The sequence below is a fragment of the Rhodococcus sp. LB1 genome, assembly GCF_001583455.1.
Lineage (GTDB): Bacteria > Actinomycetota > Actinomycetes > Mycobacteriales > Mycobacteriaceae > Rhodococcus_F > Rhodococcus_F opacus.
Genome location: NZ_LTCZ01000159.1, coordinates 380 through 24,616, shown reverse-complemented (window position 1 = coordinate 24,616; position 24,237 = coordinate 380). Strand labels below are relative to the sequence as shown.

Sequence of the window (24,237 nt, the reverse complement as noted above, 5' to 3'; positions counted from 1 at the left end):
GTTCAGGCCACCTCAAGGATCGAGGCGACGGTGGGGCGCTTTTCACGGTAGCGCGTCTCGTAGTCGACCGGCGGGAGGTAGTCGATCGACGAATGCAATCGGTCCGCGTTGAACCAGCGGACCCACTCGGCTGTCTCCCGCTCCACCGCGGCCCGTCCGGCCCATGTCCACTCCCGGTCGATGAGCTCGGTCTTGTAGAGCCCTATGGTCGATTCCATCAGCGCGTTATCGAGTGTCAAGGGACATGAGGGCGTCCCCGACACTTCCGATGGATCCGGCGATCCCGGATTCGACCAATGCCTCGGTGAAGGCCAGAGACGTGTATTGACGTGATCACTACTCGACTGCACACGTCCCGAGAATGCGCATGGGCCTCAAGGAATGAGATCGCGTTCGTTCACTGCGTTGCGGTATCCCCGCGGCAACACAGGCGGTCTCGGTACTTGTTCAGCCAGACGTCACCTCCACCGCCGCGACGAAGCCCCACTGCGATGTCCCACTTCCCGGCCTACCGGAAGATGCGGCGTGTAACCCGGACTCCGGGCGGTGGGTTCGGTGTTGCCTTGCAGGCATAGTTTTGTGGCCTAACAAGTATTGGACGGCAACGTAGTGGATCCCTACGTTGGACATGACGCAGGACACACCCTCGATCGTGGTCCGTAAAGCGTCACTCCAATCAGGGAAGGGAAAACCATGACTGTGCACCTCGAGCCTCGTGACGTACCACTCGAAGACGTCCTCGAGCGGGTGGCTCGATTCGACGAACTGCAGTACAACCCGGAGCGGTACCCGGACAACGGTCGGGACGGGAACGCAAAGAAGATCTTCACGGTCCTCGGGCCGGGCCTCGAGGTCAACAACGCGGGCGATTCGCTGCCGGCCATCCCGATCGAGGAGGGCTTCAACATCACCTACGTCCAGGTCAAGCCGGGCAACGGACCCTCGCTGCACGTCCACGACGGGAACGAGACCTTCATCCCCGTCAACGGCCGCTGGAAGATCATCTTCGGCAGCAAGGAAGAGCACTCCATCGACCTCGGCCCACTGGACTGCATCGCGGTGCCCGCCTACCTGCCCCGCCGCTTCGTGAACATCACCGAAGGCACCCCGGACGAGGAGAACATCCTCATCGCGGTACTGGCCGGTAGCCGCCCGAAGGCGATGTTCGTCGACCCGACCCTCAACTAGATCTTGTCATGACCTTCCCGCTGAGCGCGAGTTCCGTCGAATCGGTAGCAGCTGAATCGTCGGATCCCGTGTGCACCGACTTCACCGCCGGCGGCAACGGAACCGTGATCCGGGCGTCCCTGTGGATTCCCACCGACGCGGCGCCCGGGGGTCTGGTGCTGATCGGACACGGTGGCTACGGTCACCGGGCCGACGAGCGCACCCGCGTCCTCGCACGCGGGTTCGCTCACCGGCACCGGTTGGCAAGTCTGGCGATCGACGGACCCGTACACGGGGACCGCCGGCAAGACGGTGGCCGTGATCCGGACGCGGTGAAACCGGACTGGCAGAAGCTCTGGCATACCGACCCGAGGATCGACGTCATGGTCGAGGACTGGCGGGCAGCGTTGACACACGCACGCGAGCTCCTTCCAGACGTTCCGATCGGCTACTTCGGCCTATCGATGGGGTCTCTGTACGGAATCCCGCTGCTGGCGGCCGAAGGCGCGACGTTCAGTGCTGCGGTCCTGGGCATGTGGGGGACGAACAACAACACCGGACCCCGCCTGATCGCTGATGCGGCGACACTCTCACTTCCGGCCTTGCACTATGTCCGGTGGGACGATGAGATCTTCGACCGCGCGGGTCTGGTGAATCTGTTCGACGCCCTGGGCTCGGCCGACAAACAGCTGATGGCCGTACCCGGGCCGCACCGCACTCCTGATGCGCGTCAGACGGAGACACTGACCGCATTCCTCGCCGATCATCTGTCCGTGGCTATCACCGACGAGTCCGGCGCCCCATCCACAGAGGAGGAACTCCGGTGACCACTGTTACCCAGGGTGAGCTGAGAGCGCTTTTCGCGCAATCTCTTTCGATCATGTATGGCACGGAAGTGCCAGCTTATCGGACGCTGGTCGAGGTGTGCGAGGAGATCAACGCCGAGGTGCTCGGTTCCCGGGGCGCCGATGCGCAACGGCTGGGCACCATCGACCGGGTCACGGCCGAGCGGCACGGAGCCATCCGTGTCGGAACGCCACGCGAGCTGGCGCAGGTGGCGCAGTTGTTCGCCGGATTCGGGATGTATCCGGTGGGCTTCTACGATCTCCGCGACGCCTACCCGTCTGCGATCCCGGTCGTCTCGACGGCGTTCCGCCCGATCGACGGAGACGAACTCGCGCGGAATCCCTTCCGGGTCTTCACCTCGATGCTCGTCCCCGAGGATCGACGATTCTTCGACGAGGACCTCGAACGGCGCTTGCGTGAATTCCTCGACAGCCGCACCCTGATCCCCGCCGAGCTGCTGGAACTCGCTCGGCAGTCCGAGGTGCAGGGCGGCCTCGATGGCGAGAATGCCGACGAGTTCGTTCGGCTGGCGGTGCACTGCTTCGCTCTGAGCTCGGAGCCGGTCGATCGCCGCTGGTATGAGGAGCTCGAGCAGGTCTCGAGTGTGGCCGCCGATATCGGCGGCGTCCGCAGCACTCACATCAACCACCTCACCCCCCGCGTCCTCGACATCGACCAGCTGTACCTGCGGATGCAGGACCGGGGCATCGGGATGATCGACAAGATCCAGGGCCCGCCCCGCTGGGAGGGACCGGAGGTGCTCCTGCGGCAAACGTCGTTCCGCGCCCTCGGTGAACCCCGCCGGTTCCGGGAGGCGGACGGGGAGGTGACCGACGGTCACCTCAAGGTCCGGTTCGGCGAGGTCGAGGCACGGGGCATCGCACTGACCCCCAAGGGCCTCGAACGCTACGAAAGGCTGTGCCGGCAGATCCGCTCGGTCGCCGACCAACCCGCCGAAGCGCAAGACGAGCTTGCGGCCACCTTCTGGCGAGAGCTCCTGCCCGACACGGAACGCGAACTCGCCCTGCAGGATCTGGCGTACTTCACCTTCCGGGTACGACCGGGTGCCGAGGGGGACGCACCCTCCGACCTTGCCGATCTCCTGGCCGGCGGCTGGGTGGACGCCGAACCGATCGTCTACGAAGACTTCCTGCCACTGTCCGCGGCGGGAATCTTCTCATCGAATCTCACCGGCGAAGGTCGGGTCAACGCCACCGGTGGTGGGGTCACTCGGGACAAGGCATGGATGGAGGGGGTCATCGGCTCCCGGATTCACGATCCGCAGGACCTCTATGCCCGGGCGCGGGCGCACTCACTCGAGCGGGTAGCCGAGCAATTGCACGTGGAGCAGATCACCAACGACACCGCGGCCAAGCTGCGTCCGACGCCCGCCTGAGGACGCCTTTCGACACGATCCGGCGCCCATTGTGAGGGGACGGGCAGCCACGATCGAACACTTTACCCGCCCCGCGGTCGACCTCTCGGACTTCCCACATTTATTCATAAGTCACGTCATCGGAGACAAAAATGACAGCACCATCACAGGCGAGAAGAGCCGGGTTCGCCGCGTTCTTCGGAACCAGCGTCGAGTGGTACGACTTCTTCATCTACGGCACCGCCAGCGCTTTGATCCTCGGGAAGGTCTTCTTCCCCGACCTGAACCCGACGGCGGGTGTCCTCGCCTCGTTTGCGACCTTCGGCGTCGGCTATCTCGCCCGCCCACTCGGTGGAGTGATCTTCGGGCATCTCGGTGACCGCATCGGCCGGAAGAAATCCCTGGTGGCCACCCTTCTCATGATGGGAATCGCCACCGTCGGCATCGGACTCCTCCCCACCTACGCCACCATCGGCATCGCCGCGCCGATCGCGTTGGTCACCCTGCGTGTTGTGCAGGGAATCGCGGTCGGTGGCGAGTGGGGCGGCGCAGTGCTGATCGCGTCGGAACACGCCCAGAGCAATCGCAGGGTCTCAGCGGGCGCCTGGGCCCAGCAGGGCGCCCCGGCGGGCAACATCATGGCAGCCGTGGCGTTCCTCCTGGTCGGACTCCTCCCGATGGAGCAGTTCGAGGCATGGGGATGGCGCCTGCCGTTCCTCGCCTCGGGAATCCTGGTCGTCATCGGACTCGTCATCCGCAGCGGCATCGCCGAATCACCCGACTTCGTCAAGGCAGTCAAAGACAAGGCGACCGTGAAGCTTCCGGTCGCCGAGGTCATCCGCAAGATGCCACTACTGATCCTGTTGGGAGCGGCCGCCGGTGCGGCAACCAACAGCGCCGGCACGTTCGCCCACGTCTTCGGCTTGAACTGGGCCACCACCGATCTCGGGATGAGCCGTCAGTCCATGCTCACCGCCATCCTCATCATGTCCATCGTCCAGTTCGTCGTCCAACCGTTCGGGGCCGTCCTGGCCAACCGGTTCGAGCCGATCAGGGTCTTTCAGGCCTGCATGTTCGCCGCAGTTCCGCTCACCCCCTTCGCATACCTGATGGTGGGCACCGCGAACACCTGGCTCGCCGGGATCGGACTGGCCACCCTGATCATTCCGCTCTGCTTCGCGTATGCGATCATCGCCGGGTTCCTGGCCGAATCCTTCCCCGCCCATGTCCGGTACACGGCCATTTCGCTGAGTTATCAGATCACGGCCGTCGTACTCATTTCCGGTATCCCGATGATCTCTCAGTTCCTGCTGACCAGCACCGGCACGATCTGGTCGGTCATCGGCTACCAGCTGGCGTATGTGGTCCTCGCCGTCGTCGCCGCGACCGTATTGTCCCGCCGCACTGGCGCCGGCACCCGGCAGCTGAACGAGTTACGGGCGCACAGTGCGCCGTCCACCGACCACACCACAGTCTAGGAACGCCATGTCCGTCTCTCTCTACGCAATGACCTGCGGAGAAATCACCATCCCGTTCAACTTCCTCCGTCAGGACGAACCCGGTGTCATCCGGGTCCCCATGGGTTCGTATTTGATCGTCCACCCGCGGGGGCAGGTCGTCTTCGACACCGGACTCAACCCGCTGCTGCTCAGCGACTACGACAATTACGTCACCGCCAATGCCAAGAACGATCGGACGTTCCACTTCTCACCGCAGGCGCAGATTTCCAGTCGGCTGACCACCGCGGGCTTCGACCCCGACGCCATCAGCTTCGTCGTCAACTCGCACCTGCACCACGACCACTGTGGCGGCAACGCGCTTCTCCCCAACGCCGAGGTGCTCGTGCAAAGCCTCGAATGGAAGCACGCGGTGCAGCAACCCGGCGACCGGATGGCATACCGGCAGGTCGATTTCGACACCGGACAACCGGTCCGTCTGCTCGACGGCGAGTTCGACGTCTTCGGGGACGGGTCGGTGCTGTGCGTGCCGACCTACGGTCACACCCCCGGCCATCAGTCCCTGCTGGTCAACACCGACCGCGGTCGATACCTCCTGTGCGGTGACGCATGCTACCTCGACCGAACGCTCGACGACTTCCACCTTCCGGGAATCCTGGCCGATCCGGAGCAAACACTCGACGTTCTGCATCGCATCCGTGCGATGCGCGACTCGGGAACCCAGGTCATGGTCGGGCACGACCCGGAGTCCTGGACGAGCGTCCCCCAAGCCCCGGACCGGTTGGGCTGACCGCAGGCACGGCCGGGGGGTGACGCGGTCAAACCCCGGCGGGCTTCGGTTCCCAGATCCATCGACCACTGAAATCAAAGGAGAATGTCATGAGTACGTTGTTCGGCGGTGCCCGCCAGGTGGGATATGTCGTACGCGACATCGAGAAGGCAATGGCGCATTGGAGCGGCAAGATGAAGGTGGGTCCGTGGTTCTACAAGGAGAACGTCGGCGTCACCGAGTTCAGCTACTACGGTGAGGCGCTCGCGACGCTGCCACAACTGTCTATCGCCATTGCCAATTCGGGTTCCATCCAGATCGAGCTGATCCAGCAGCGCAACGACGCACCGTCGCTGTACCGCGACTTCCTCAACGAAAGCGGCGAAGGGGCCCAGCACATCGCCTACTGGACCACGGAGTTCGACCTTCACGCCAAAGAATTCCTCGCGGCCGGGTACGTCGAGGGGCATGCCGGCCGCATGGGCACGCGGGGTCGATTCGCCTATTACGTTCACCCCGACGTCCCGGGCGGAACGATCGAGCTGTCGGAGACCACAGGCGGGAAGGCCGAGTACTTCAAGACTATCGAGGAAGCCTCGATCGGCTGGGACGGCACCGACCCGATCCGACGTCTGGGAGTCACGAAATGACGCCACAGCCGCAACCGGTCGATGCGACCCGCCGGGCTGTGGTCACCGGCGCCGCCCGGGGCATCGGATATGCAGTCACCAAGAAACTGGCCAGTGTCGGATACGACGTGGCCATGTGGGACGTCGTCGCCGACGAACTGAACAGGGCGGCGGCCGAACTAGGGGCCGACGCGTCCGGCCGGATCGAGTGGTGTGTCGTCGACATCACGGACCCTGCCAGTGTCGAAGAGGCAACAGATCGGACTCTCGAAAAGCTCGGCAGTCCCGGGGTTTTGGTCAATAATGCGGGAATTCTGGGATGGCGAGGGCCCACCGCCGAGCTGCCGATCAAGGAATGGCAGCGCACATTCGAGGTGAACGTCACCGGAACGCTCCAATGCACTCAGGCCCTCCTGCCGGGTATGCGCGAGCGGGGCTGGGGCAGGATCGTCAACATAGCCTCGATCGCTGGCAAGGAGGGTAACCCCGAGGCTGCGTCGTATGCGGCGTCGAAAGCGGCCGTCATCTCCCTCACCAAGAGTCTCGGGAAGGAACTCGCCACCGAGGGCGTCCTCGTCAACTGCGTCACCCCCGGCCCGGCCGACACCGCGATCTTCGGTGAGCGCGGTACGGAAAGCCGAGAAGAACACGTCAACCGGCTGCTGGCGCGGGTACCGATGGGACGGTTCGTAGAGGTCGACGAGGTGGCCGAGTTAGTGGCCTGGCTGTCGTCGCCGGCGTGCTCGTTCAGCACCGCGACAACCTTCGACATCAGCGGCGGCAGGGCCATGTACTGACCACAGTACGTACGGACCACAGTTGGAAGGGTGGGGGCTCGCTCAGCCCGGCCGGCACCCACCATTTCCATTCGCTGGCGGCGGAGATACATGCGCCCGCCCTCACCGTCGTCGTCGGCCACCGGCCTCGATCCATAGGAGACGTAGCGAAAGGGTCACGATCACCATGGCCGTACTGACCGGGGGCACCGCAGCCGACTGGCAGGTGCGTGCCACAGATTCCACTCCTCACTCTCCGGGACAGATCCGTGTCCGCATCCATGCCGCAGGCGTCAACCGGGCCGACATGTGCATGCTCACCGGCACATACAACCCCAGTTCACGGCCCGGAAACGAATACATCGCGGGCCTCGGAGCTCGCCGGAGTGGTCGAGGCCGTCGGTCCCGGTGTCACGGCGTCCACCGTCGATGATCGGGTGATGGGTCCCGCGCCGGGCGCGTTCGCCGAATTCGCGCTGCTCCGCTACCTTCCCGGTCATCTCCGGCGGGCACAACACGAGCGACGGCCCTCACGCCCGTGACGGGCAGGCGACGTCACGGGGCGGCACTGCGGCCGATCCTGGAGGTGGCGGTCAGCCGAGCCGTGTAATGATCGCGGATCAATTGTGCCAGCCGTCCAATATCATGTGCCGCGTAGTGATTACGCTCCCAGGCGGCGTGAATCCGGACCTTGATTGCGCCGTTGTCGTTATAAAGCGGTGCCGCCACCAGGTCGAATACGGGTAGATCCGTCAGTACAACCACCCCGCGGCCTGCGGCGGCCAGGGCCTGCGCGGCCTTCGGTACATGGCATTCGACGTACGACAGGTACGTGGCATCTGCATCGTTCATCAGGGTGTCGAGCAGGTTTCGGGTGCGATGAGCGTGCGTCAGAAGCACCAATGGTTGTTGGGCGAGTTCGCGGACGTGGATCTGCGAACGTGTCGACCACGGATGCCCGGCCCGGAACTGAGCGAAGAGTGGAATCTGACCGAGTAGTTGTGTCGTATACCGTTCCAGCGGTGGGGCGCTGGCGATGGCGATGTCGGCACCAGATTCGAGGGGCGTGAAACCCTCGGCGGGCAGAACCGGCAGAAACTCGATATGGGGATCTCGGTCGGTCAGATTCTGGGCCATGAAGGGTGCGAGCATGTCGGTGATTGTTGTCATCGGCGCGGAGATGGTGATCTTCTTCGGGATTCCTGATGCCAGTCGCTGTGCTGCTGCCTCGGTCTCTTGTGCCGAGCGTAGGAGGTCACGCGCTTCGTGCACGAAGCTGCGTCCGGCCGGAGTAAGGGTGAGCCGCATGCCGGACCGGTCGAAGACCGCAAAGCCCAGCCGTTGCTCGAGCGCCCGCAATTGCCGTGACAACGAGGGCTGAGTGACATGTACGTCGCGTGCCGCAGCGGCCAGCGTGCCGGCGTCGGCCACCGCGACCAGGTAGCGCAGAAGCCTCAGCTCGATCATGGATGTAATTCCTCCTCCATCGACAGGCGCGACGTTGCCGTCAATATTTGTTCTCCGACACCGCCCCAGTGCGGGACACACCGACAGCGCCGTTGATCAACCGAGTCCCTGACACAGGTCCATCGCGCGGGCTGCGCTGAATCGGTCGAAGCCGTGTGCTTCCAGGACACTATCGGGCAGTTGCGAGGGCAGACGGCCGGGTCCTTCTCTGAGAAAGAGCCGCCTGCGATTCTCTGAGCAACTCGTTGCTATCCTCTACGACCCGGGATGCCGGTCGGTTACCGTGTAAGCGGACCTCGCAATACGCCCCCGCCTCCGCCCCGCCGTATCCATCGATCTCGACTCCGAGTACCGAGCGGTATCGCGCCAGAACACTGTGGGGCGTGCAACGCCGGAGAGACGGCCGGCGCAGCCGCGGGTTTCCTTGTGGCAGGTGTGGGCTGCCGGCCCGGCCGTCATCCTTCTTGGCGCTGGCTTCTCTAGTGGGTGACGACAGGGAGGACGAGGTGAGACGGGCGGAGCGCATTGTGGTGAATGCTCTGCTGTGCGACGCGGAATTTGCTGGGGTCGTCGACTTCCGCGTCGGTGTTGGGGTTGCGGTCCCAGCGGGGGAAGTTGCTGGAGCTGATCTGCACTCGGAGACGATGGCCGGCCTTGATGACGATGCTGGTCGACCATAGATTGATGTCGGCCTTGTCGACGCGGTCTGCCTCGGTCGTCACACGGCTGATCCCGTCGACGATGTTGTAGGAGACGCCATTTTCGTCGACATCGCAGAGTTTGACCACCCAATCGGTCGTCGGCCCGTCGGTGGCGGCGAAGAGTTCGGCTGTCACCTTGCCTGTGATTTCGAGGTCTTCCGACAGCACGGGAGTCGAGAACACCAATACGTCTGGGCGACTTTCGACGGTTGCCTGGTCTTTCGGTCCGGCCGGGAACTGAGTGGACATCACGAGGTTGCCGCCGCACGTCGGAACCGGATCGGCGGGGTCGTACGTGAAGTCGCTGTGCGATTGCTCGTCGGTAGGCTGGTCGAAGGAGAGGCTGCCGTCTCCGTGGAGATACAGAGGTGTGGAGACCGCGCGCTCGAGCGGCCAATCTTCCTCGGCGCGCCATTGGTCGATTCCCATGACGAACAGTTGCACTGGCGCACTCGAATCGCTGGTGTTCGACCCGTCCTGAAGGTAGTTCTCGAACCAATCGAGTTGATAGTCGGTCATGGTTCTTGCTCCGGGCGCAACCTCCGACAGTAACCCGAAGTTGACGTCGCCGATCTGTCCGAAGGTGAATGCATTCACGTGCGGCCATGGGCCGACCACGAGACGGGTCGGCACACCGCGTGCGCGCATCGCGATGTAGTTGTCGAGTGTTCCCTGTTGGAAGACGTCGTACCAACCGCCGATGTTCAAGCTCGGCACAGACACCTGGTCGTGGTGGCCGGCAACACGGCATTCCTCGGTGGTTTCGGGATCGTGCAGACCTCGTTGGACGCCGATGTCGGGCAGGCCGGCCCGGGTAAGGGCCGGGAGCGGCGCCGCCGGGAGCTCCCAGTAGCTGTTGGTGGCAAGTGAGTCGTAATCCTCGACGGTGGTAGCCATCGCGGCGAGGAGCTCGTCGGGGTCATCGATGACCTTAGGCAACTGCGGCAAAGTCTGGGCGAGCGTCCACCACGCGTTGAGCCCCAGTTCGGTTGCGCCGCCGCGGAACATGAGGCCATCGGCGGGGTCGCTCCAGGTGATCTGCGGTGCTATGGCCGCCAGACCTGGCGGTTGAGTGAGGGCTGCGGCCCATTGAGTCTGACCGGTATAGCTTCCGCCGAACATGCCGACCTTGCCGTTGCTGCCGGGAAGGCGGCTCGCCCAGACGACGGTGTCGTACCCGTCCTGCTGCTCGTAGGCCCAGGGCAGCCACTCTCCGTCGGAATCGAATCGGCCACGGGTGTCCTGCTGCACGACGATGTAGCCACGCTTCACCGCGGTCAAGGTGTCGAACAGGAGAACGTTCAACGGTCCCGTCCTGTCGTACGGCGTGCGCTGGATCAGCACCGGATACGTACCCGGAGCCGTCGGCCGATAGACATCGGCCCTCAAAATCGTGCCGTCGCGCATCGGCACCTCCACCTTGAGGTCGATGCTGATCTGACTCATTTCAGGCTTCCTACCTTCACTCGAAACACCAACTCGATGCACACCCGGCGCTCCAGGAAGGCCGAAGTGTGCGTAAGCACTGGGTGTGGGACCTCTGTGATTGCGATCACCCATAGGGTACAAGGAGGGGTACTAGTAGGCAAGTAAACGTACCCTGGTATGGGCAGGCGACTCGAGCCAACCATCGAGGTGCAGGAGACTCGATGTCCTGCAGTTCATCACGTAGCCCAACAGGATTCAGGGTGAGAGCGATGCGAGCGTGGCTGGTCCGAGCAGTAGCATGGACCTCCTGGGCGCCTCACTCGTTCGCGTGCCCGAACCAATACGGTTCTGGGCCCGCCGTGAGTTCTCGCTGCGAGGATGATGGACGTATCCAGGGTCATCTAAATACCTCCCAGTCTGGATACTTCATCGACCTTTTCCGGACTCAGGGCTGGGCAAGGAACTGGAGAACTTCAGGAACGAACTGCCGGTAGCACTGGAAGACCCGGCCGTGTCCGGAGTCGGGATAGATCGTCAATTGTGAGTTCGGCAGTGTCACGTTGACGATCCCGTCGACATCGCGAGTGCGGTGCCGAATCGAGGAGGGCAAGCGTCGGCTTCAACACATCTGCAGGTGCTGCCCACACTGCCGAGTTTGGGCGGGTCCCACGGCATTCTCACTGTGGTGGGGGGCGATTGTTTCGTGCAAGTGTCCCTCTCTTTCTGCACCACGGAACATCCCTGAGCATCTTCTGACCTGTTCGAAGAGCAGTTCCGCGTCCGTAATCGAGACCCGTCGTCGCAGCGCCGGTCCGGTTGTTCGCCGGAAGGGGATCGTCAAGAATCGAGGAGTGGTAGTACGCGGTCTGTGATCAGCCGCGTGCTGTCGTGGTCGTCGAGCGGTATCAGCGTGACCCCGTCGGCGACCTTCGCCGCGTGGATGTCGGCGATGAGGGTCGCCAAGCCTTCTGGTGTACCGATGTAGCGAATCGTCGACGAGGATTCCGAGATGCGCTCGCGGTCGGACAGTAGCGACTGTGTCGCCCTCGCCTGACGTGCGATGGGGGCGATGACGACCTCCACGTCGAGGAGCACGGTCAGAGCCCCCGGGTCACGCCTTGCCTGCGTCTCGTGACGACGTAGACGGTGGGTGTGCTGTTGCGCCTGTCGCAGGTCCGATGCCCGGATCCGCATTGTCCCCGAATCGGTGTGGTCTCCGCCGAGGGCGCGGGGGAGGGTGCCGGGCGGTTCTACCGCGACCGGGATACGGCGAGTGGTCGGGACCGTCACGGCCGAGACCGCTTCCCGGTCGCGGTCTCGAGGGGATGGAGACCGGATTGGTGGTAGATCAGCGGGGCGGTGTCCTCGGCCGCCGCGATGCCCGTGACCGCGAGAACAACGACATCGTGATCACCGGCGGTGAACTCACTGTGCCTCTCGCATTCCATCCACATCGACGCACCGCCGAGCAGGATCGAATCCGACTCGGTCCGGGCCAGCTCGAGACCCTCGAACCGGTCACGGGTGCGGGATGCGAGCTGCAGGCACGCATCTGCCTGTCCCCTTCCGAGAATGGAGACTCCCAACCGGGGCGCCGCACGCAACCGCAGCCACGTGCGGGAGGTGTGTTGGATCGAGAACAGAACGAGCGGAGGCTCGAACGACACCCCGACCGTGAACGACGTGGCGACCAGACCGACGGGTTGCTCGTCGACGTATGCGCACAACGCGGCGACTCCGGACGGGAAGCCCCCGAAACTGGCCCGCAGCTCCCCTGGATCCAGATCATCCATCGCCAACATATACGGCACCTGCGACGTATTAACGGAATTCATGAAACCCTCCGGCATGGAGATGGGACAAGCGGCTATTCGGAACTGGGCTTTTAGCGAATCAGCGCGCGGTAACGAGTTTAGGGATGTCCGCAACATCGATTTTCTCGTTGCGGTTCCCGTTGAAATACGGGTATCGGGCGACAACGGCGCGGATGGTCTTCTGTCGAGTTCCCGGATCGCCCCACACCACCGTCACCTCCGCGCCTTCGGCGATGTCGACGTCGATAGTGCAGAGAGACAGCATCTTCCGGTAATACCAGCTGTGTATGCGTCCGGTGCTGACGCCGACCAGTCGGTCCGCGACGAGAACCTTGTCTGCCAGATACTCTGCGCCGGCGTGAAAGGAGAAGTCCTCGGGGCCGTCCATGGCGGCATAGGGTTCGCCGTCGTGCAACTCGGACCGGTGGATGTCGAGGATATCCTCGGCGTTCCACTCGAGGGTCACCATCTTCCGGGAAGGGTTGGCCTTGATCTTCTGCAAAGCTGCCTTTCCGACGAACTCGTGGTCGAAGTTGATCATCCCTCCCCAGCCGACCTCCACGGGGTTGACGTATCGCAGCGCCTTGTCAGGCCCCATGCTTCCGGTATACCGGAAGTACGAGTCCAACTCGAGTGGTGGTGCGGGTTCGCCGTTGATGTCGTCGGCGGGCGCGGCCGGAAAGTGAATGCTGTACTGGGGAAAGCCGTTCTCGGTATGCGCATTCCAGTATGCGTGTCGTCCCAGTCTCCGGATGTCGAATCGCTGTCCGGCTTCCAGGAGGGCCGAGTACACCGTCAGTGCATGTTCTGTGGCGCCATGCACTTCGTACGCGAGCGAGCCGGCCATTCCGATCCGTAGAATCCGAACTGGCACACCGGCGATTTCGGCGCTGCGGAAGTGGATGAAGGGGAGATCGTGCAGATCTTCCCGAGCGGCGGCCTCGACCACCTCGAGAGACCGTGGCCCACCGAGCTGGTAGTTGAAGTACTGCCCCGTAAGATCGGTGCCTTCGGCGTCGTAATTACCCGCCGCGAGTGCGATTTCGGGACGGTTATGGAGGTAGAATCCGAGATATTCGTCGTCATCGACGTGCAGCAACATGCCGTGCGCGGTGATCAGACCTTCGGAGTTGACCATGATGCCGTGCTTGCCCTTACCTACAGGGAAGTTCTTGAAGGTGTTGACGAAATTGTCGGACAACATCTTCAGTGCGTCGGGTCCCTTGATTCGGTATAGGTAGGTCGGGTTCAAGCCCGCATGGAGATAACAGTTGTCGTGCCACGACATCATCTCGTCACGCCACCCGGTGAACTCCAACGGTTGAACGCCGTCGGCTGCGGGGGTGCTGATATACCCGTTGTACACGCCGTTCACAGTGGGATCGTAGGGAATGTAGGGGCTGTAGTTGAACGGAACATCGGTACCGGCGGGGATGGTCATGGTTTTCCTCCTTGAATGGACTTTCACGTATTTAGCTGTGTATCAATCTTTTCGGCTATACGCGCGCGCACTTCTCCTGTCAGGTGAACACGCAAACTGGTCAGTAGTTTCGGGTCAGTCCTCGGGCTGGAGAACGAAGTCGTAGTGGGCGAGGACAAAGGGTTGGTCCATGACGCCGCCGTCGGGGCTCGGACCGGGGGCATGCTCGATGAAGGGCACGATCAACGCGTCCTTGACGCCGAAGACGACGTCGCTGTCGAGGTAGTCGGTGTCCTTCTGGAATAGGTGGGTGATCAGCTTCTTGTATCCGGTCTCGTCGAACATGAAGTGCACGTGCGCGGGCCGGTACTCACTGATCTCAGTTCGCTCGATGAGTTTGCCGACCGGGCCGTCCATCGGGATGGTGTAGCCGAGCGGGGCGATGGTGCGCACGCAGTAGGTGCCGTCTTCGCGGGCCTGGTACTTCGCCCGCAGTCGGGCTTCGTCGATCGCGGGCATCTGCGCTTCGTAGGTGCCCGAGGCGTCGGCCTGCCACACATCGAGGACGGCGGCGGGGATCGGGGTTCCGGTGGTGTCGGTGACCTTCCCGGTGATGAACAGCGGGGTGCCCGCGATGCCCTCGGACATGTCGAAGCCGAACGGGGCCGGCGGGGATCCGTCGATGTGGAACGGGCCGAGGACGGTGGCCGGGGTGGCCTGTTCGGCGAACCGGTTGTTCATCTGCACCACCAGCATGCTCAGCCCGACCACGTCCGAGGCCAAGATGAACTCCTGCCGTTTGTCGTTGCTGATCTGCCCGGTGGCGGTGAGCCATTCGATGGCCGCCATCCACTCGTCGGAGGTCAGCTCCACTTCGCGGGCGTAGTCGTGGATGTGTCGCACCAGCGCCGTCATCAACTCGGCCACCCGCGGGGACCGGGCGGTGGACCACCGTTTGATGGCGAGGTCGGTGATGTTGTCCTCGTTGACGAAGGCCATCGTCGTCTCCTTGATTTCGATCTCGAGTAGGGGGTGGTCAGTGGGCCGGATCGGCGGTGGTGTCGGGGTCGACGTAGACCGCGTTGCGGTCGACGCTCATGTAGATGTCGTGGGCGATCGGGTTGCGGCGTTCTTCGGCGATCTGGCCGAGCAACCCGGCGCACCGGGCGAGCAGGGCGAAGCCGCGGAGCAGTTCGACCGGCAGGCCGAGATCGGCCAGGGCGGCCCCGCACACCCCGGCGCCGTTGAGCGGCAGAGCGCGTCCGACGCCGCGTTCACTCATCCGGCCGATCGCTTCGAACAGTTGCAGGTGCGGGCCGCGCAGCCCTTCCTCGGTGGCGATCCCGATCAGCACGGGGGTGCGGGGGTCGCCGTCCTTGTGGTTGGGATGGCCCAGGCCGGGAACGTGTTTGCCGAGCTTCTTCTGGCGGGCGATGGCATCGAGCGCCATCTGGTCCCACTCCTCCTCGGTGGTCGGCAGCGGTCCTTCGTGCGTGTCGAGGGCGGTGTGCAGGAACTGTCCGCAGTCCTCGGTGACGCCGAGGAAGCGGGAGCCGCCGCCGAGCAGACCGGCGGCGATCGCCCCTTGCAGGGAATCGGGGGCGCTGAGGTAGGTCACTCGGGCGGCGATGGCGGTGGGGGTGAACCCGTGGTCGGCGAGGGCGACGAGGACGGATTCGAAGACCCGCAGTTCCCCGGGGCTGGGTCGGCGCATCGCGACCAGCCAGAAGGCGAGTTCTCCGAAGCCGACCTTGCCCATGAGGTCACCGGCCAGGTCGTGGCCGAGGAGGTTGATCTCGGTGGCGGTGGAGGTGCCCAGGGAGGTTGGGTACCGGGGTGTGGTGGGGTCGGTGGTGGTCATTTCTCTCCGTACGCTGCGGCTGTCGTGGCGGCCAGCCAGGAGCGGATCTCGTCGGTGTCTTGGCCGAGGGTGGGCGGGGCCAGGTCATAGCGGGGTTCGATTCCCGAGAACGAGATCGGGTTGCGCATCCCGGGCACGGTCTGCCCGGCCGGCCCGACCTGCACGATCGGTGCCAGGCCGAGCTTCTCGGCGTACTGCACGCCCTGGGCGATGGTGTTGATCGGCCCGTTCGGGACGCCGACCTCGTTGAGTTTGGCGAACCAGTGCTCCGCCGACTGGGTTTTCAGCCGTTCGACGAGCAACGGCCGCAGTTCCTCCCGCCGCTGCGTGCGGTCGGCGTTGCGGGCGAAACGTTCGTCGTCGGCCAGTTCGGGAATGCCGAGGGCCTCGACGAGCTTGCGGAACTGGCCGTCGTTGCCGGCGGTGACGATCAGATCGTTGTCCGCGGTCGGCAGCGGCTCGTAGGGGAACAGGCTCGGATGGGCGTTGCCCATCCGGTTCGGGGTGACCCCACCGGCGACGTAGGCGGAGGTCTGGTTGACCAGCCCGCTCATCGCCGAGGCGAGCAGGCTCGTCTCGATGTTCTGGCCCTTACCGGTCATCGACCGGTACCGCAGGGCCGCAAGGATTCCGATCGTCGAATGCAGACCGGCCATCACATCGAAGACGCTGATCCCGGCGCGGTAGGCGGGCCCGTCCGGGTCGCCGGTCAGGCTCATCAACCCCGACATCGCCTGCACGATCAGGTCGTACCCGGGCAGCGTGGCGCCCTCGGCGGAGCCGAATCCGCTGATCGAGCAGTAGATCACCGTTTCGTTGCGTTCCTTGACCGAGTCGTATTCGAGGTCGAACCGCTTCAGGCCGCCGGGCTTGAAGTTTTCGACGACGATGTCGGCGCGGGCGGCGAGTGCGTGGGCAACGGCGAGGTCGTCGGGGTCCTTGAAGTCGAGGACGATCGACTTCTTGTTCCGATTTATGGCCGCGTAGTAGGTGGAGACCCCGTCGGGGCGGACCGGGGGCACCCAGGATCGGGTGTCGTCACCGCCGGGGCTTTCGACTTTGATCACTTCGGCGCCCATGTCGGCGAGCAGCATGGTGGCGTAGGGGCCGGCGAGGACCCGGGAGAAGTCGGCGATGACGATGCCGTCGAGCGGCAGGGGCGGCCGCGGACCGATTGCGGATTCAGAGCTCAATTGAGTGTATTTCCTTTCGAATTGGCCCTCATGGTCAGTAGGAGGCGGTCGGACTCGGCGTCGTCAAGGCGAAAAGCGAGGCCCGTGCTCGAAGGCGTAGCGCGAGATTCGGGGGCATCCCATGAGTGGCGCAACTCTGTCGTTGCCGTAACCCGGGTAAAGCGATTGTCCGTCTGGCGGTCAATCGTCCGTTATCCAAATTTACAATGCACGGCAATCCTGAGAGTGTCAAGAGTCACGCCTGGCGACGCTCAGAATCGGATGCGTTCTCTTCCACCGAATTAACGGGGCAGTCCAGGTGAGGCGAAGGAAATGCGCAACCCAACGGACGAAAGTCCGTACAGCAAATCTCGTCGCCTCCACATTCGATACCCTGACGCTCGAGCGCTCGGCTCACGCATAAGCTGATGGGGACACGGCGGAGCGGGCGGACCACGAGCGAAGTCGCTACGGCAAAACTCCGTCACCAGAGACGAGGAGATTAAGTGCGCGAGGCAGCGAGTCCGGATTTCATCGAAGCGATCGCTCGTGGCTTGTCCGTAATCAAGGCATTTGACGGCTACCAGCCATCTCTGTCGCTGGCTGAGGTTGCTGCCCGATGCGAACTCAGTCGTCCGACCACTCGACGCATCTTGATCACTCTCGGGGAGCTCGGCTACGTGCGGTCCGACAAGGGCCAGTTCTCCCTCACTGCCCGCGTCCTCGAACTCGGTGCCGCCTATGTCGCATCGAGCAACTTTTGGGAGATTGCCCGCCCACACCTCGTGGATCTCGTTGCCGTGACCCAGCAATCCAGTTCGATTGCGCAGCTGGACGGATCCGACATCATCTACATCTCGAGGGTGGCCGTCCCGAAATTGGTAGCCCTCACGGTTTCGATCGGCACCCGTTTCCCGGCGGTGCAGACCTCGCTTGGAAAGGTACTGCTCGCCGCGCTGCCGCCTGACCAACTCGACGATGCACTGGGCACCCCCTCCCTGTCCGGCATCACACCCACATGGCAGCCGACTCGGCAGGAGATCGACGAGGAGCTGAGCGCGGTGAGGGCTCGAGGCTGGGCGCTCACCGATCAGCAGCTGGCGCCCGCGATCCGATCGGTCGCGGCGCCGATTCGCAACGGTGACGGGGTTGTCAGAGCTGCAGTGAACGTGAACGCGCACGCGCTCGAGACCTCTCTGGAAACGCTGGTGCAGGACTACCTGCCGGCCTTGTTGCAGACTGCAGGGGCCATCAGCGCCGACTTCGCCCGCTGGGAGCGTCGGCCCACGATCACGCTCGGTGGTCCAGCTTGACCGGTTCATCCGAACGGCGACGTGCGCAACGCTTTACATGCTCGCCAGAGACGTTCTAGTCCTGGACAAGCTGGAAGAAGACCCAGTGCGACCCGTCCGCGAGACCGGCGAGTTCGCGGCCGAGGTTCTGGACGACTGCGGGAGAGGAACTGGCGTGCTGCGTGCCTGCGTGCGTGTCGCGGAAGATGGTCTGAATGATGCCTGAGCGAAGCGCCGAGGTGCCGGCGCTCTTGTACACGAAGGCGGCGATCTCATGCAGGGCCTCCGTCGCATTCGTCATCGCGAGCCGGCGCAGGGTGTCGTCGCGGACCGTCGTCGTCTCGCCACGTTCCACGGTCTGCTCGAGAAGGCACCACTGCTCGAAGAGGAACGCTCTGCTTCCGCGCCAGAGCGCTTCGGCGCGCGCATACTGTTCGTGGAACGAGTCGCTGGAACTGAACTGACCTGCCCGCCCTTTGCGCGCCTGGGCCTGTGCCGCGAGCTCGTCGAGCAAACGGCGAGCCACGCCAACGGCCCATGCGGAGTGAGCGATCAGGGCGAAATTGCTGATTCCGAGCGAGAAGAGAGCGCCGCCCGTGACGGGGACCGTCTCGGTCACCCGATGGGTGTGAGTGCGCGGAACGAACACTCCATCAATGGAGTAGTCGAGGCTGCCGGTGGCTCGAAGTCCCATCACATCCCAGTTGTCGACAAGTATCGCTTCCTCGGTCGGCAACACGAAGATCAGCATTTCCCCCGTGCCTTCCACGATCGCGGCGGTGTGAATGTGGGTGGCGTGCTTGATGCCGGATGCGAAGCTCCACTCGCCCGAGAGCAAGTAGCCCCCGTCAACGGGAACTGCCTTGCCTGGACGCGTACCCTGACCGGCGATGGTCGGGGTCCTCTCCCTCGAAAAGAGTTGCGCGGCAGCCTCGCTGTCCAAGTAGGCGCCGCCCGTGCCAGTCGCAAGAGCGATCGCCATCACGACCCAAGCGGTAGCCGGATCGGAGTAGGCAAGCGACTCCACCAGTTCGAGCGACTCAATCGGTGGGAGCTCGAATCCACCGAGTTCGCGGGGTACCCACATGCCGAAGATTCCCGCATCGTGGAGTGCATCGACGACCTCATCGGCGAGCTGGCCGCGTTCGTCGTTACCCGCCAGGTGTGAGGCGATCAGGGCATGGAGTTCTTTCGTCCGCTCGAGGAGTCGACGTTGATCATCGTCTCGCACGAATGAGCTGGGTGCTGCGGTCAGGGTGGCCGGGTGTGTCATTGCCTTCACGTCTTCCTACGCAGGGTGGTTCCTCAGGATTCCAGTAAGGCTACGTTCGGTTTCCCGGGTGTTGCGATCCCGATTCCGCCGCTACACAGGTCACTTTCTGCACACGCGGACTCTCGAGGAGCCTGCCGTCTATGGCGTCGAGTCGCGTCGTGAGGGCAGAACGGCAGCCTTCTACGATCGAACGCTTGTCTGCCGAGCTAGTGGCTGCGACTCGTATCTGTCAAGGAACGCACCGCAACAACTCGAGATTTTCTTGTCTCCGAGGGGAATTCGCCGAACTCTGCACGATAGTGGGCGGCGAAGCGGCCGACGTGATTGAACCCGAAACGATACGCCACCGCAGTCACCGTGGTCTCGACCGCAGCGTGGTCTTCCTGTGCCGTGAGTAGGGCTTCCCGGGCGCGTATCAGCCGTATTTTGCGCAGGTAGGCCATCGGTGAGACCCCGAGGTCCCGGCGGAAGGCCGCATAGAGGGCCCGCTCACTGACCTGTGCCACGTCGGTGAGTTCGCGAACCGTGAACGGGACGTCGGTGGCGGAGTCGATATATTCGACCACCCGATCGGTCACTCGCGCGGGGGATGGTGTGACCGGAGCGAAGATGAGCTGGGTGAAGTTGTTCGGTTGCCCGAGCACTAGCGCGGAAATAAGGGCGTGTTCGTATTCGGCGGCGAGCGAGGGTGCGATCTCGGCGTCTGGTCTCGACGCAAGATGAGAGCGAATCATGGACAGCGTTGCCGCGAATCGAGCGCCCTCGCGACGCATGTCGATCGTCGGTGAGAAACGGAGCGGCTGGTCAGGGGCGCGACCGATGAGATTCTGCAAATATGATTCCAGCCGTGCCTTCGATATTGTCACCATCGACTGAGCGGCGGATTCGGACACGGTCATTCGGATCGGCCTCGTGTAGTCGTTCACGGCCGCGCTCGAGGGGTCGACCAGGATCGGCGCTCGTCCCTCGCTGGCGAACTCGGCCGAACCCGCGGTGACGAAATTTACGGTGACCCATCGCACCGGCGGCTCGCAGCGAATCACAACTCCCGCGCGATAGTCGAAGTCCATGATGCCGAAGCCGCCGACCCGCGAGTGCGAGACGCTGGCCAGGAACTGCCCGGGCCTGCGTTCGAGAACATCCATCTCGTGGGTGGCTTGAAGGAGGCCCTCCGTTCTCGTTTTGGCCTCACGCAGGTCGGGGGTCGTGAAGTTGTCGGCTGCGCCGGTATAGGGCGTGTCAGAATCGACGGAACGGGACAGGGTGGACGCCACAAGAACCACCTCCTTCGGCGGACAAATGTCCGTTGCAAGGATACAGTGGTCACGGCGCAGCGAGCAACCTTCTGGGATCTCCCGCGCTGGTCACACCGGGTTCTTTCAAGGAATAAGGACAGCGCGCCCTTTGGTCTTGCCCTTCTCGAGCAGTTCGAAGACATCATTGATCTCGGCGAGCGGATAGCCTTCGATTGAGATGGTCAGCGCGCCGGCGCGAGCGAGGGCGATCACTTCGGCCAGGTCGTTTCGGCTTCCCCAGTTGCTCGTGGTGACCACTGCCTCGCTGGCCATACCGAAAAAGGAGACCGGGACGCTGCCGCCTGCCAGTCCGACCACAACGAGTAGTCCCTGACGCTCGAGCGACCTCAATCCCAGTTGCATGGTCGTATCGCTGCCGACGAAATCGAACGCGGCCGTCACGCCGAACTCACTCGCTGCCGCTCGCACCGCCTCCTGCAGGTCGGATATGGAACCGTCGATGACGACGTCTGCTCCGAGCGACCGTGCGATGTCGCGACGTTCTGCCGAGGTTTCTACGACGATCACGCGAGCCTCGGTGAGCATCTTCAGGTATTGGATCCCGAACTGGCCTAGACCTCCGGCGCCGAGCACGAGTGCCGTCGTTCCCGGCACGAGCAGATCGAGAGCCTTCTTGACGGCTCGATACGGTGTCACACCCGCGTCGGCGAGCGCGGCCGCCTGCACCAGATTCAGATCTCCCACCGGGACCAGGTGGCGCGCCGATGGCACGACCATGTACTCGGCATATCCGCCATCCGGGCCGAGCCCGGACCATGACGCCGTAGAGCACAGTTGCTCCTGGCCTCCGAGACAGAATCGGCAGCGCCCACATCCCCACCCGCCGTACACGACGACGCGTTCCCCGACCTCTATGCCGGCGGCGCCCGAACCGAGGCTTTCTACGATGCCTGCGTTCTCGTGACCGAGCACGATCGGAATCCGGAACGGCGGGACCGAACCGTCCTGCTGGTGCAGATCGGAATGGCAGACACCCGCTGCGACCACGCGAACCAGCACCTCTCCCGGACCCGGTACCGGAATGTCTCGTTCCTCGATGACGAGTGGCTCACCGATGGTGTGCAACACAGCTGCCTTCATATGATGACTCCCTCAGACGTCGTAAGCGGACAATTGTCCGTTTGTGACGTTATATCACGCATCTCACCGCCGAATCTGACTAATCCCCGTGCGGAATTCGGCTTTGCGAGCCGACGCTCAGGCCCTTGAATCGTGATGAGCCCTCAACTACTTCCTGGTTGTTTCGGGCCGAAGACGAAGCACATTCACCACGGAGGCCGCAATGCCCATCATCCTCGAAGCCCCGACGCCGGTTCGATCGCTCCCACGAGCGGGAGTACTCGGGCGCTTGGTAATGCAGTGCTCCGATCAGCCCAGTGTCGTCGCGGCTGTCTCGCAGTTCCTCGCCGACTGGGATGCGAACATCACCGAATCGGATCAAGCGACTACCGACCCCGAAGGGGGTCATTTCTTCCTCCGCATGGTATTCCATCGCGACGACCTCAGGGCTCACCTGTCGAGCATGGTCGACGACTTCACCGCCCGCATCGCTCCGAAATTCGATTCGATGTCGTGGGCAATCGTCGATGCTGACCGTCTCAAACGAGTGGCGATTATGGTGTCGAAGTACGACCACTGCCTGCTCGACCTGCTGTGGCGCGCGCGGCGCGGCGAACTCCCGGTCGACATCGGACTCGTAATTTCCAATCATGCCGATCTGGCTCGAGACGTAAGGTCCTTCGGGGTCCCGTTCGTGCATATTCCGGTGACCAAAGACTCCAAGAATGAGGCCGAATCGCAGCAGTTGCAGCTCCTGCAGGAGAACTTCGACCTGATAGTGATGGCGCGTTACATGCAGATTCTGTCCGACGACTTCATCACCGAGGTCGGCTGCCCCGTCATCAACATCCACCACTCGTTCTTGCCGGCCTTCATGGGCGCGAACCCTTATGCGCGTGCGAAGGAACGCGGAGTGAAGCTGATCGGCGCAACTGCGCACTACGCGACCGCCGACCTGGACGAGGGACCGATCATTGAGCAGGACGTGGCCCGGGTCGGGCATCAGGACGCTGTAACGGCTCTGCAACGGCGCGGTGCCGACGTCGAGCGGGCGGTGCTCAGTCGCGCGGTGTTGTGGCATTGCGAAGACCGCGTTCTGCGACACGCGAACTCCACCGTCGTCTTTGCGTGAACCGAATGCTTGTCGCCGAACAGTGGTTTCGAGAGCAGACGCAAGGAGGATTGAAACAACCGTGAACGTGATCGACGGAAAACAGCTCGCCGCGACGGTGCGCCAGGAGGTGGCACAGGGAGTGGCGGCTCTGGTAGCCGAGGGTGCCGAGTCTCCCGGACTCGCGACGGTACTGGTCGGATCGGATCCGGCGTCAGAGGTATATGTGAGAAACAAGCGGCGCCTGTCGCTGGAAGCGGGCATGCGCGACCTCCACCATTGGCTACCGGAAGACGTGACGCAGTCCGAGGCCATTGCGCTCATCGACGAACTCGCGGAGGATCAACGCGTTTCCGGAATACTCATCCAGTTGCCCCTTCCACCTCACCTCGATGCAGCTTCATTGATCGACCGCATTCCGACTGGGAAAGATGTCGACGGACTGACTGTCCGCAGCGCCGGTCAGCTGGCGCAGAGGGACAGAGGCTTGCGGCCGTGTACTCCGGCTGGCGTGATTCGCATCCTCGAGCATGTCGGTGTCGAGATCGAGGGCGCACACGCCGTCGTCGTCGGCCGATCGATCCTCGTCGGCGGTCCGATGGCTCAGCTGCTTCTGGAGCGCAACGCGACGGTCACCGTGTGCCACAGTCGCAGTCGTGATCTTCCACGTCTGTGTCGCGAGGCTGACATCCTCATCGCCGCGGCAGGCGTGCCCACGCTGCTCGATCGCAGCTTCGTGAAGGACGGGGCAGTGGTGGTCGACGTGGGGATCCACCGCACAGAACATGGTCTCGTCGGCGACGTCGACTTCTCCGACGTCAGTGAAGTGGCGAGTGCGATCACTCCGGTGCCCGGCGGAGTCGGTCCGATGACCATAGCGATGCTTCTCGTCAACACTCTCCAAGCCGCCGAACTCGCCCATCGGACGTCTCGAGCGGGCTAGGTAGCGATGTGACGTCAAGTGATCCCGGACAAGGACACTCTTTTCGGCCCTACCCGCCGGGGCTGCCGATGAACGATACCATTGCGGACGAATGCAGCTGCAAAGCAAAGCTCTTGAGCGTTACAAACATAAGGAACATGCGCGTGCTCCGACTGGCCATCCACGCCGTCATCGCTATCGTGGGTCTGCTTATACCCAACCGAGGCGCGGAATCCGCTCGGTACCTCGTACGACAGATTGCGCTCGCCCGAATCCAGCAGCGCTGGATCACGATGACCGGAACCGACTTCTTCGACAACTCGCACTGCTCGGAAACGGCGTACGCGCGCGAGCGCCCCTAGTAGTGTCCTGAGTCTTTAAT

Annotated in this window: 23 protein-coding genes and 1 pseudogene; 12 read left to right on the top strand and 12 right to left on the bottom strand. The window is 63.5% G+C overall.

Translation table 11 applies throughout. The features are described from left to right. Window positions 1-2: 2 nt before the first annotated feature. Window positions 3-327: pseudogene (locus AZG88_RS22245) on the bottom strand (integrase core domain-containing protein); the annotation flags it as partial. 366 nt (window positions 328-693) lie between these two features. On the opposite strand from AZG88_RS22245, the gene AZG88_RS22240 reads away from it, so the two are divergent. The 8 genes from AZG88_RS22240 (at window position 694) to AZG88_RS51895 (ending at window position 7,561) form a co-directional block, all read left to right on the top strand. Beyond that, window positions 694-1,188: a hypothetical protein gene (locus tag AZG88_RS22240; RefSeq protein WP_061699091.1), complete on the top strand. Its 495-nt coding sequence runs from the start codon at window positions 694-696 to the stop codon at window positions 1,186-1,188. A gap of 8 nt (window positions 1,189-1,196) precedes the next feature. Beyond that, the gene (locus AZG88_RS22235; RefSeq protein WP_061699089.1) at window positions 1,197-1,994 is read left to right on the top strand and encodes an alpha/beta hydrolase; all 798 of its coding nucleotides are present in this window, start codon (window positions 1,197-1,199) and stop codon (window positions 1,992-1,994) included. After that, window positions 1,991-3,409 carry a 2-oxoadipate dioxygenase/decarboxylase gene (gene hglS / locus AZG88_RS22230; RefSeq protein ID WP_082833421.1) on the top strand — a complete coding sequence of 473 codons (1,419 nt, stop codon included), beginning with the start codon at window positions 1,991-1,993 and terminating at the stop codon, window positions 3,407-3,409. Before AZG88_RS22235 ends, hglS begins: the two co-directional genes overlap by 4 nt. 131 nt (window positions 3,410-3,540) lie before the next feature. Continuing rightward, window positions 3,541-4,866 (top strand): MFS transporter, encoded by a 1,326-nt coding sequence (locus tag AZG88_RS22225; RefSeq protein ID WP_063886863.1) that lies wholly within the window; start codon window positions 3,541-3,543, stop codon window positions 4,864-4,866. Between the two features lie 7 nt (window positions 4,867-4,873). Continuing rightward, window positions 4,874-5,635: an N-acyl homoserine lactonase family protein gene (locus AZG88_RS22220; RefSeq protein WP_061699085.1), complete on the top strand. Its 762-nt coding sequence runs from the start codon at window positions 4,874-4,876 to the stop codon at window positions 5,633-5,635. An 89-nt stretch (window positions 5,636-5,724) separates the two neighbouring features. After that, entirely contained in the window at window positions 5,725-6,264 is a 540-nt protein-coding gene (locus AZG88_RS22215; protein WP_061699083.1) for a VOC family protein, read from the top strand. After that, the gene (locus AZG88_RS22210; RefSeq protein WP_061699081.1) at window positions 6,261-7,040 is read left to right on the top strand and encodes an SDR family NAD(P)-dependent oxidoreductase; all 780 of its coding nucleotides are present in this window, start codon (window positions 6,261-6,263) and stop codon (window positions 7,038-7,040) included. The genes AZG88_RS22215 and AZG88_RS22210 overlap by 4 nt, the downstream gene beginning before the upstream one ends. Window positions 7,041-7,405: 365 nt before the next feature. Then, window positions 7,406-7,561: a hypothetical protein gene (locus AZG88_RS51895; RefSeq protein ID WP_156517574.1), complete on the top strand. Its 156-nt coding sequence runs from the start codon at window positions 7,406-7,408 to the stop codon at window positions 7,559-7,561. Window positions 7,562-7,574: 13 nt separating this feature from the next. On the opposite strand, the gene AZG88_RS22205 is transcribed toward AZG88_RS51895, so the two are convergent. From AZG88_RS22205 to AZG88_RS22170, 8 genes are all read right to left on the bottom strand, one after another. After that, window positions 7,575-8,567 (bottom strand): LysR family transcriptional regulator, encoded by a 993-nt coding sequence (locus tag AZG88_RS22205; protein WP_156517573.1) that lies wholly within the window; start codon window positions 8,565-8,567, stop codon window positions 7,575-7,577. Between the two features lie 398 nt (window positions 8,568-8,965). Then, complete coding sequence (locus AZG88_RS22200) at window positions 8,966-10,633, bottom strand: CocE/NonD family hydrolase (protein ID WP_061699077.1); 1,668 nt, start codon at window positions 10,631-10,633, stop codon at window positions 8,966-8,968. 819 nt (window positions 10,634-11,452) lie between these two features. Further along, window positions 11,453-11,905, bottom strand: a complete 453-nt coding sequence (locus tag AZG88_RS22195; protein WP_061699074.1) for a hypothetical protein — start codon at window positions 11,903-11,905, stop codon at window positions 11,453-11,455. Beyond that, the gene (locus tag AZG88_RS22190; RefSeq protein WP_197487898.1) at window positions 11,902-12,450 is read right to left on the bottom strand and encodes a flavin reductase family protein; all 549 of its coding nucleotides are present in this window, start codon (window positions 12,448-12,450) and stop codon (window positions 11,902-11,904) included. Before AZG88_RS22190 ends, AZG88_RS22195 begins: the two co-directional genes overlap by 4 nt. Window positions 12,451-12,508: 58 nt before the next feature. After that, on the bottom strand, window positions 12,509-13,870 hold the full coding sequence (locus AZG88_RS22185; RefSeq protein ID WP_061699069.1) for an aminomethyltransferase family protein: 1,362 nt from the start codon (window positions 13,868-13,870) through the stop codon (window positions 12,509-12,511). A 114-nt stretch (window positions 13,871-13,984) separates the two neighbouring features. Then, window positions 13,985-14,848 carry a dioxygenase family protein gene (locus AZG88_RS22180; RefSeq protein ID WP_061699067.1) on the bottom strand — a complete coding sequence of 288 codons (864 nt, stop codon included), beginning with the start codon at window positions 14,846-14,848 and terminating at the stop codon, window positions 13,985-13,987. Window positions 14,849-14,885: 37 nt separating this feature from the next. Continuing rightward, complete coding sequence (locus AZG88_RS22175; RefSeq protein WP_061699066.1) at window positions 14,886-15,710, bottom strand: citryl-CoA lyase; 825 nt, start codon at window positions 15,708-15,710, stop codon at window positions 14,886-14,888. After that, the gene (locus AZG88_RS22170) at window positions 15,707-16,903 is read right to left on the bottom strand and encodes a CaiB/BaiF CoA transferase family protein (RefSeq protein ID WP_061699063.1); all 1,197 of its coding nucleotides are present in this window, start codon (window positions 16,901-16,903) and stop codon (window positions 15,707-15,709) included. The genes AZG88_RS22175 and AZG88_RS22170 overlap by 4 nt, the downstream gene beginning before the upstream one ends. Window positions 16,904-17,388: 485 nt before the next feature. Here AZG88_RS22170 and AZG88_RS22165 point away from each other — a divergent pair, with 485 nt between their 5' ends. Then, window positions 17,389-18,195, top strand: coding sequence for an IclR family transcriptional regulator domain-containing protein (locus AZG88_RS22165; protein ID WP_061699061.1), 807 nt, complete (start codon window positions 17,389-17,391; stop codon window positions 18,193-18,195). A gap of 55 nt (window positions 18,196-18,250) precedes the next feature. Here the strand turns inward: AZG88_RS22165 and AZG88_RS22160 are convergent, their stop codons facing one another. From AZG88_RS22160 to AZG88_RS22150, 3 genes are all read right to left on the bottom strand, one after another. Beyond that, entirely contained in the window at window positions 18,251-19,447 is a 1,197-nt protein-coding gene (locus tag AZG88_RS22160) for an acyl-CoA dehydrogenase family protein (protein ID WP_061699057.1), read from the bottom strand. Window positions 19,448-19,653: 206 nt separating this feature from the next. Next, window positions 19,654-20,721, bottom strand: a complete 1,068-nt coding sequence (locus AZG88_RS22155; RefSeq protein ID WP_061699056.1) for an AraC family transcriptional regulator — start codon at window positions 20,719-20,721, stop codon at window positions 19,654-19,656. A gap of 105 nt (window positions 20,722-20,826) precedes the next feature. Next, complete coding sequence (locus AZG88_RS22150; protein ID WP_061699055.1) at window positions 20,827-21,843, bottom strand: NAD(P)-dependent alcohol dehydrogenase; 1,017 nt, start codon at window positions 21,841-21,843, stop codon at window positions 20,827-20,829. Between the two features lie 202 nt (window positions 21,844-22,045). Here AZG88_RS22150 and purU point away from each other — a divergent pair, with 202 nt between their 5' ends. From purU to AZG88_RS22135, 3 genes are all read left to right on the top strand, one after another. After that, window positions 22,046-22,954 carry a formyltetrahydrofolate deformylase gene (gene purU, locus AZG88_RS22145; RefSeq protein ID WP_061699054.1) on the top strand — a complete coding sequence of 303 codons (909 nt, stop codon included), beginning with the start codon at window positions 22,046-22,048 and terminating at the stop codon, window positions 22,952-22,954. Between the two features lie 61 nt (window positions 22,955-23,015). Continuing rightward, window positions 23,016-23,876, top strand: a complete 861-nt coding sequence (folD, locus tag AZG88_RS22140; protein WP_061699052.1) for a bifunctional methylenetetrahydrofolate dehydrogenase/methenyltetrahydrofolate cyclohydrolase FolD — start codon at window positions 23,016-23,018, stop codon at window positions 23,874-23,876. A gap of 137 nt (window positions 23,877-24,013) precedes the next feature. Further along, window positions 24,014-24,217: a hypothetical protein gene (locus AZG88_RS22135; RefSeq protein WP_061699049.1), complete on the top strand. Its 204-nt coding sequence runs from the start codon at window positions 24,014-24,016 to the stop codon at window positions 24,215-24,217. Window positions 24,218-24,237: the final 20 nt, after the last annotated feature.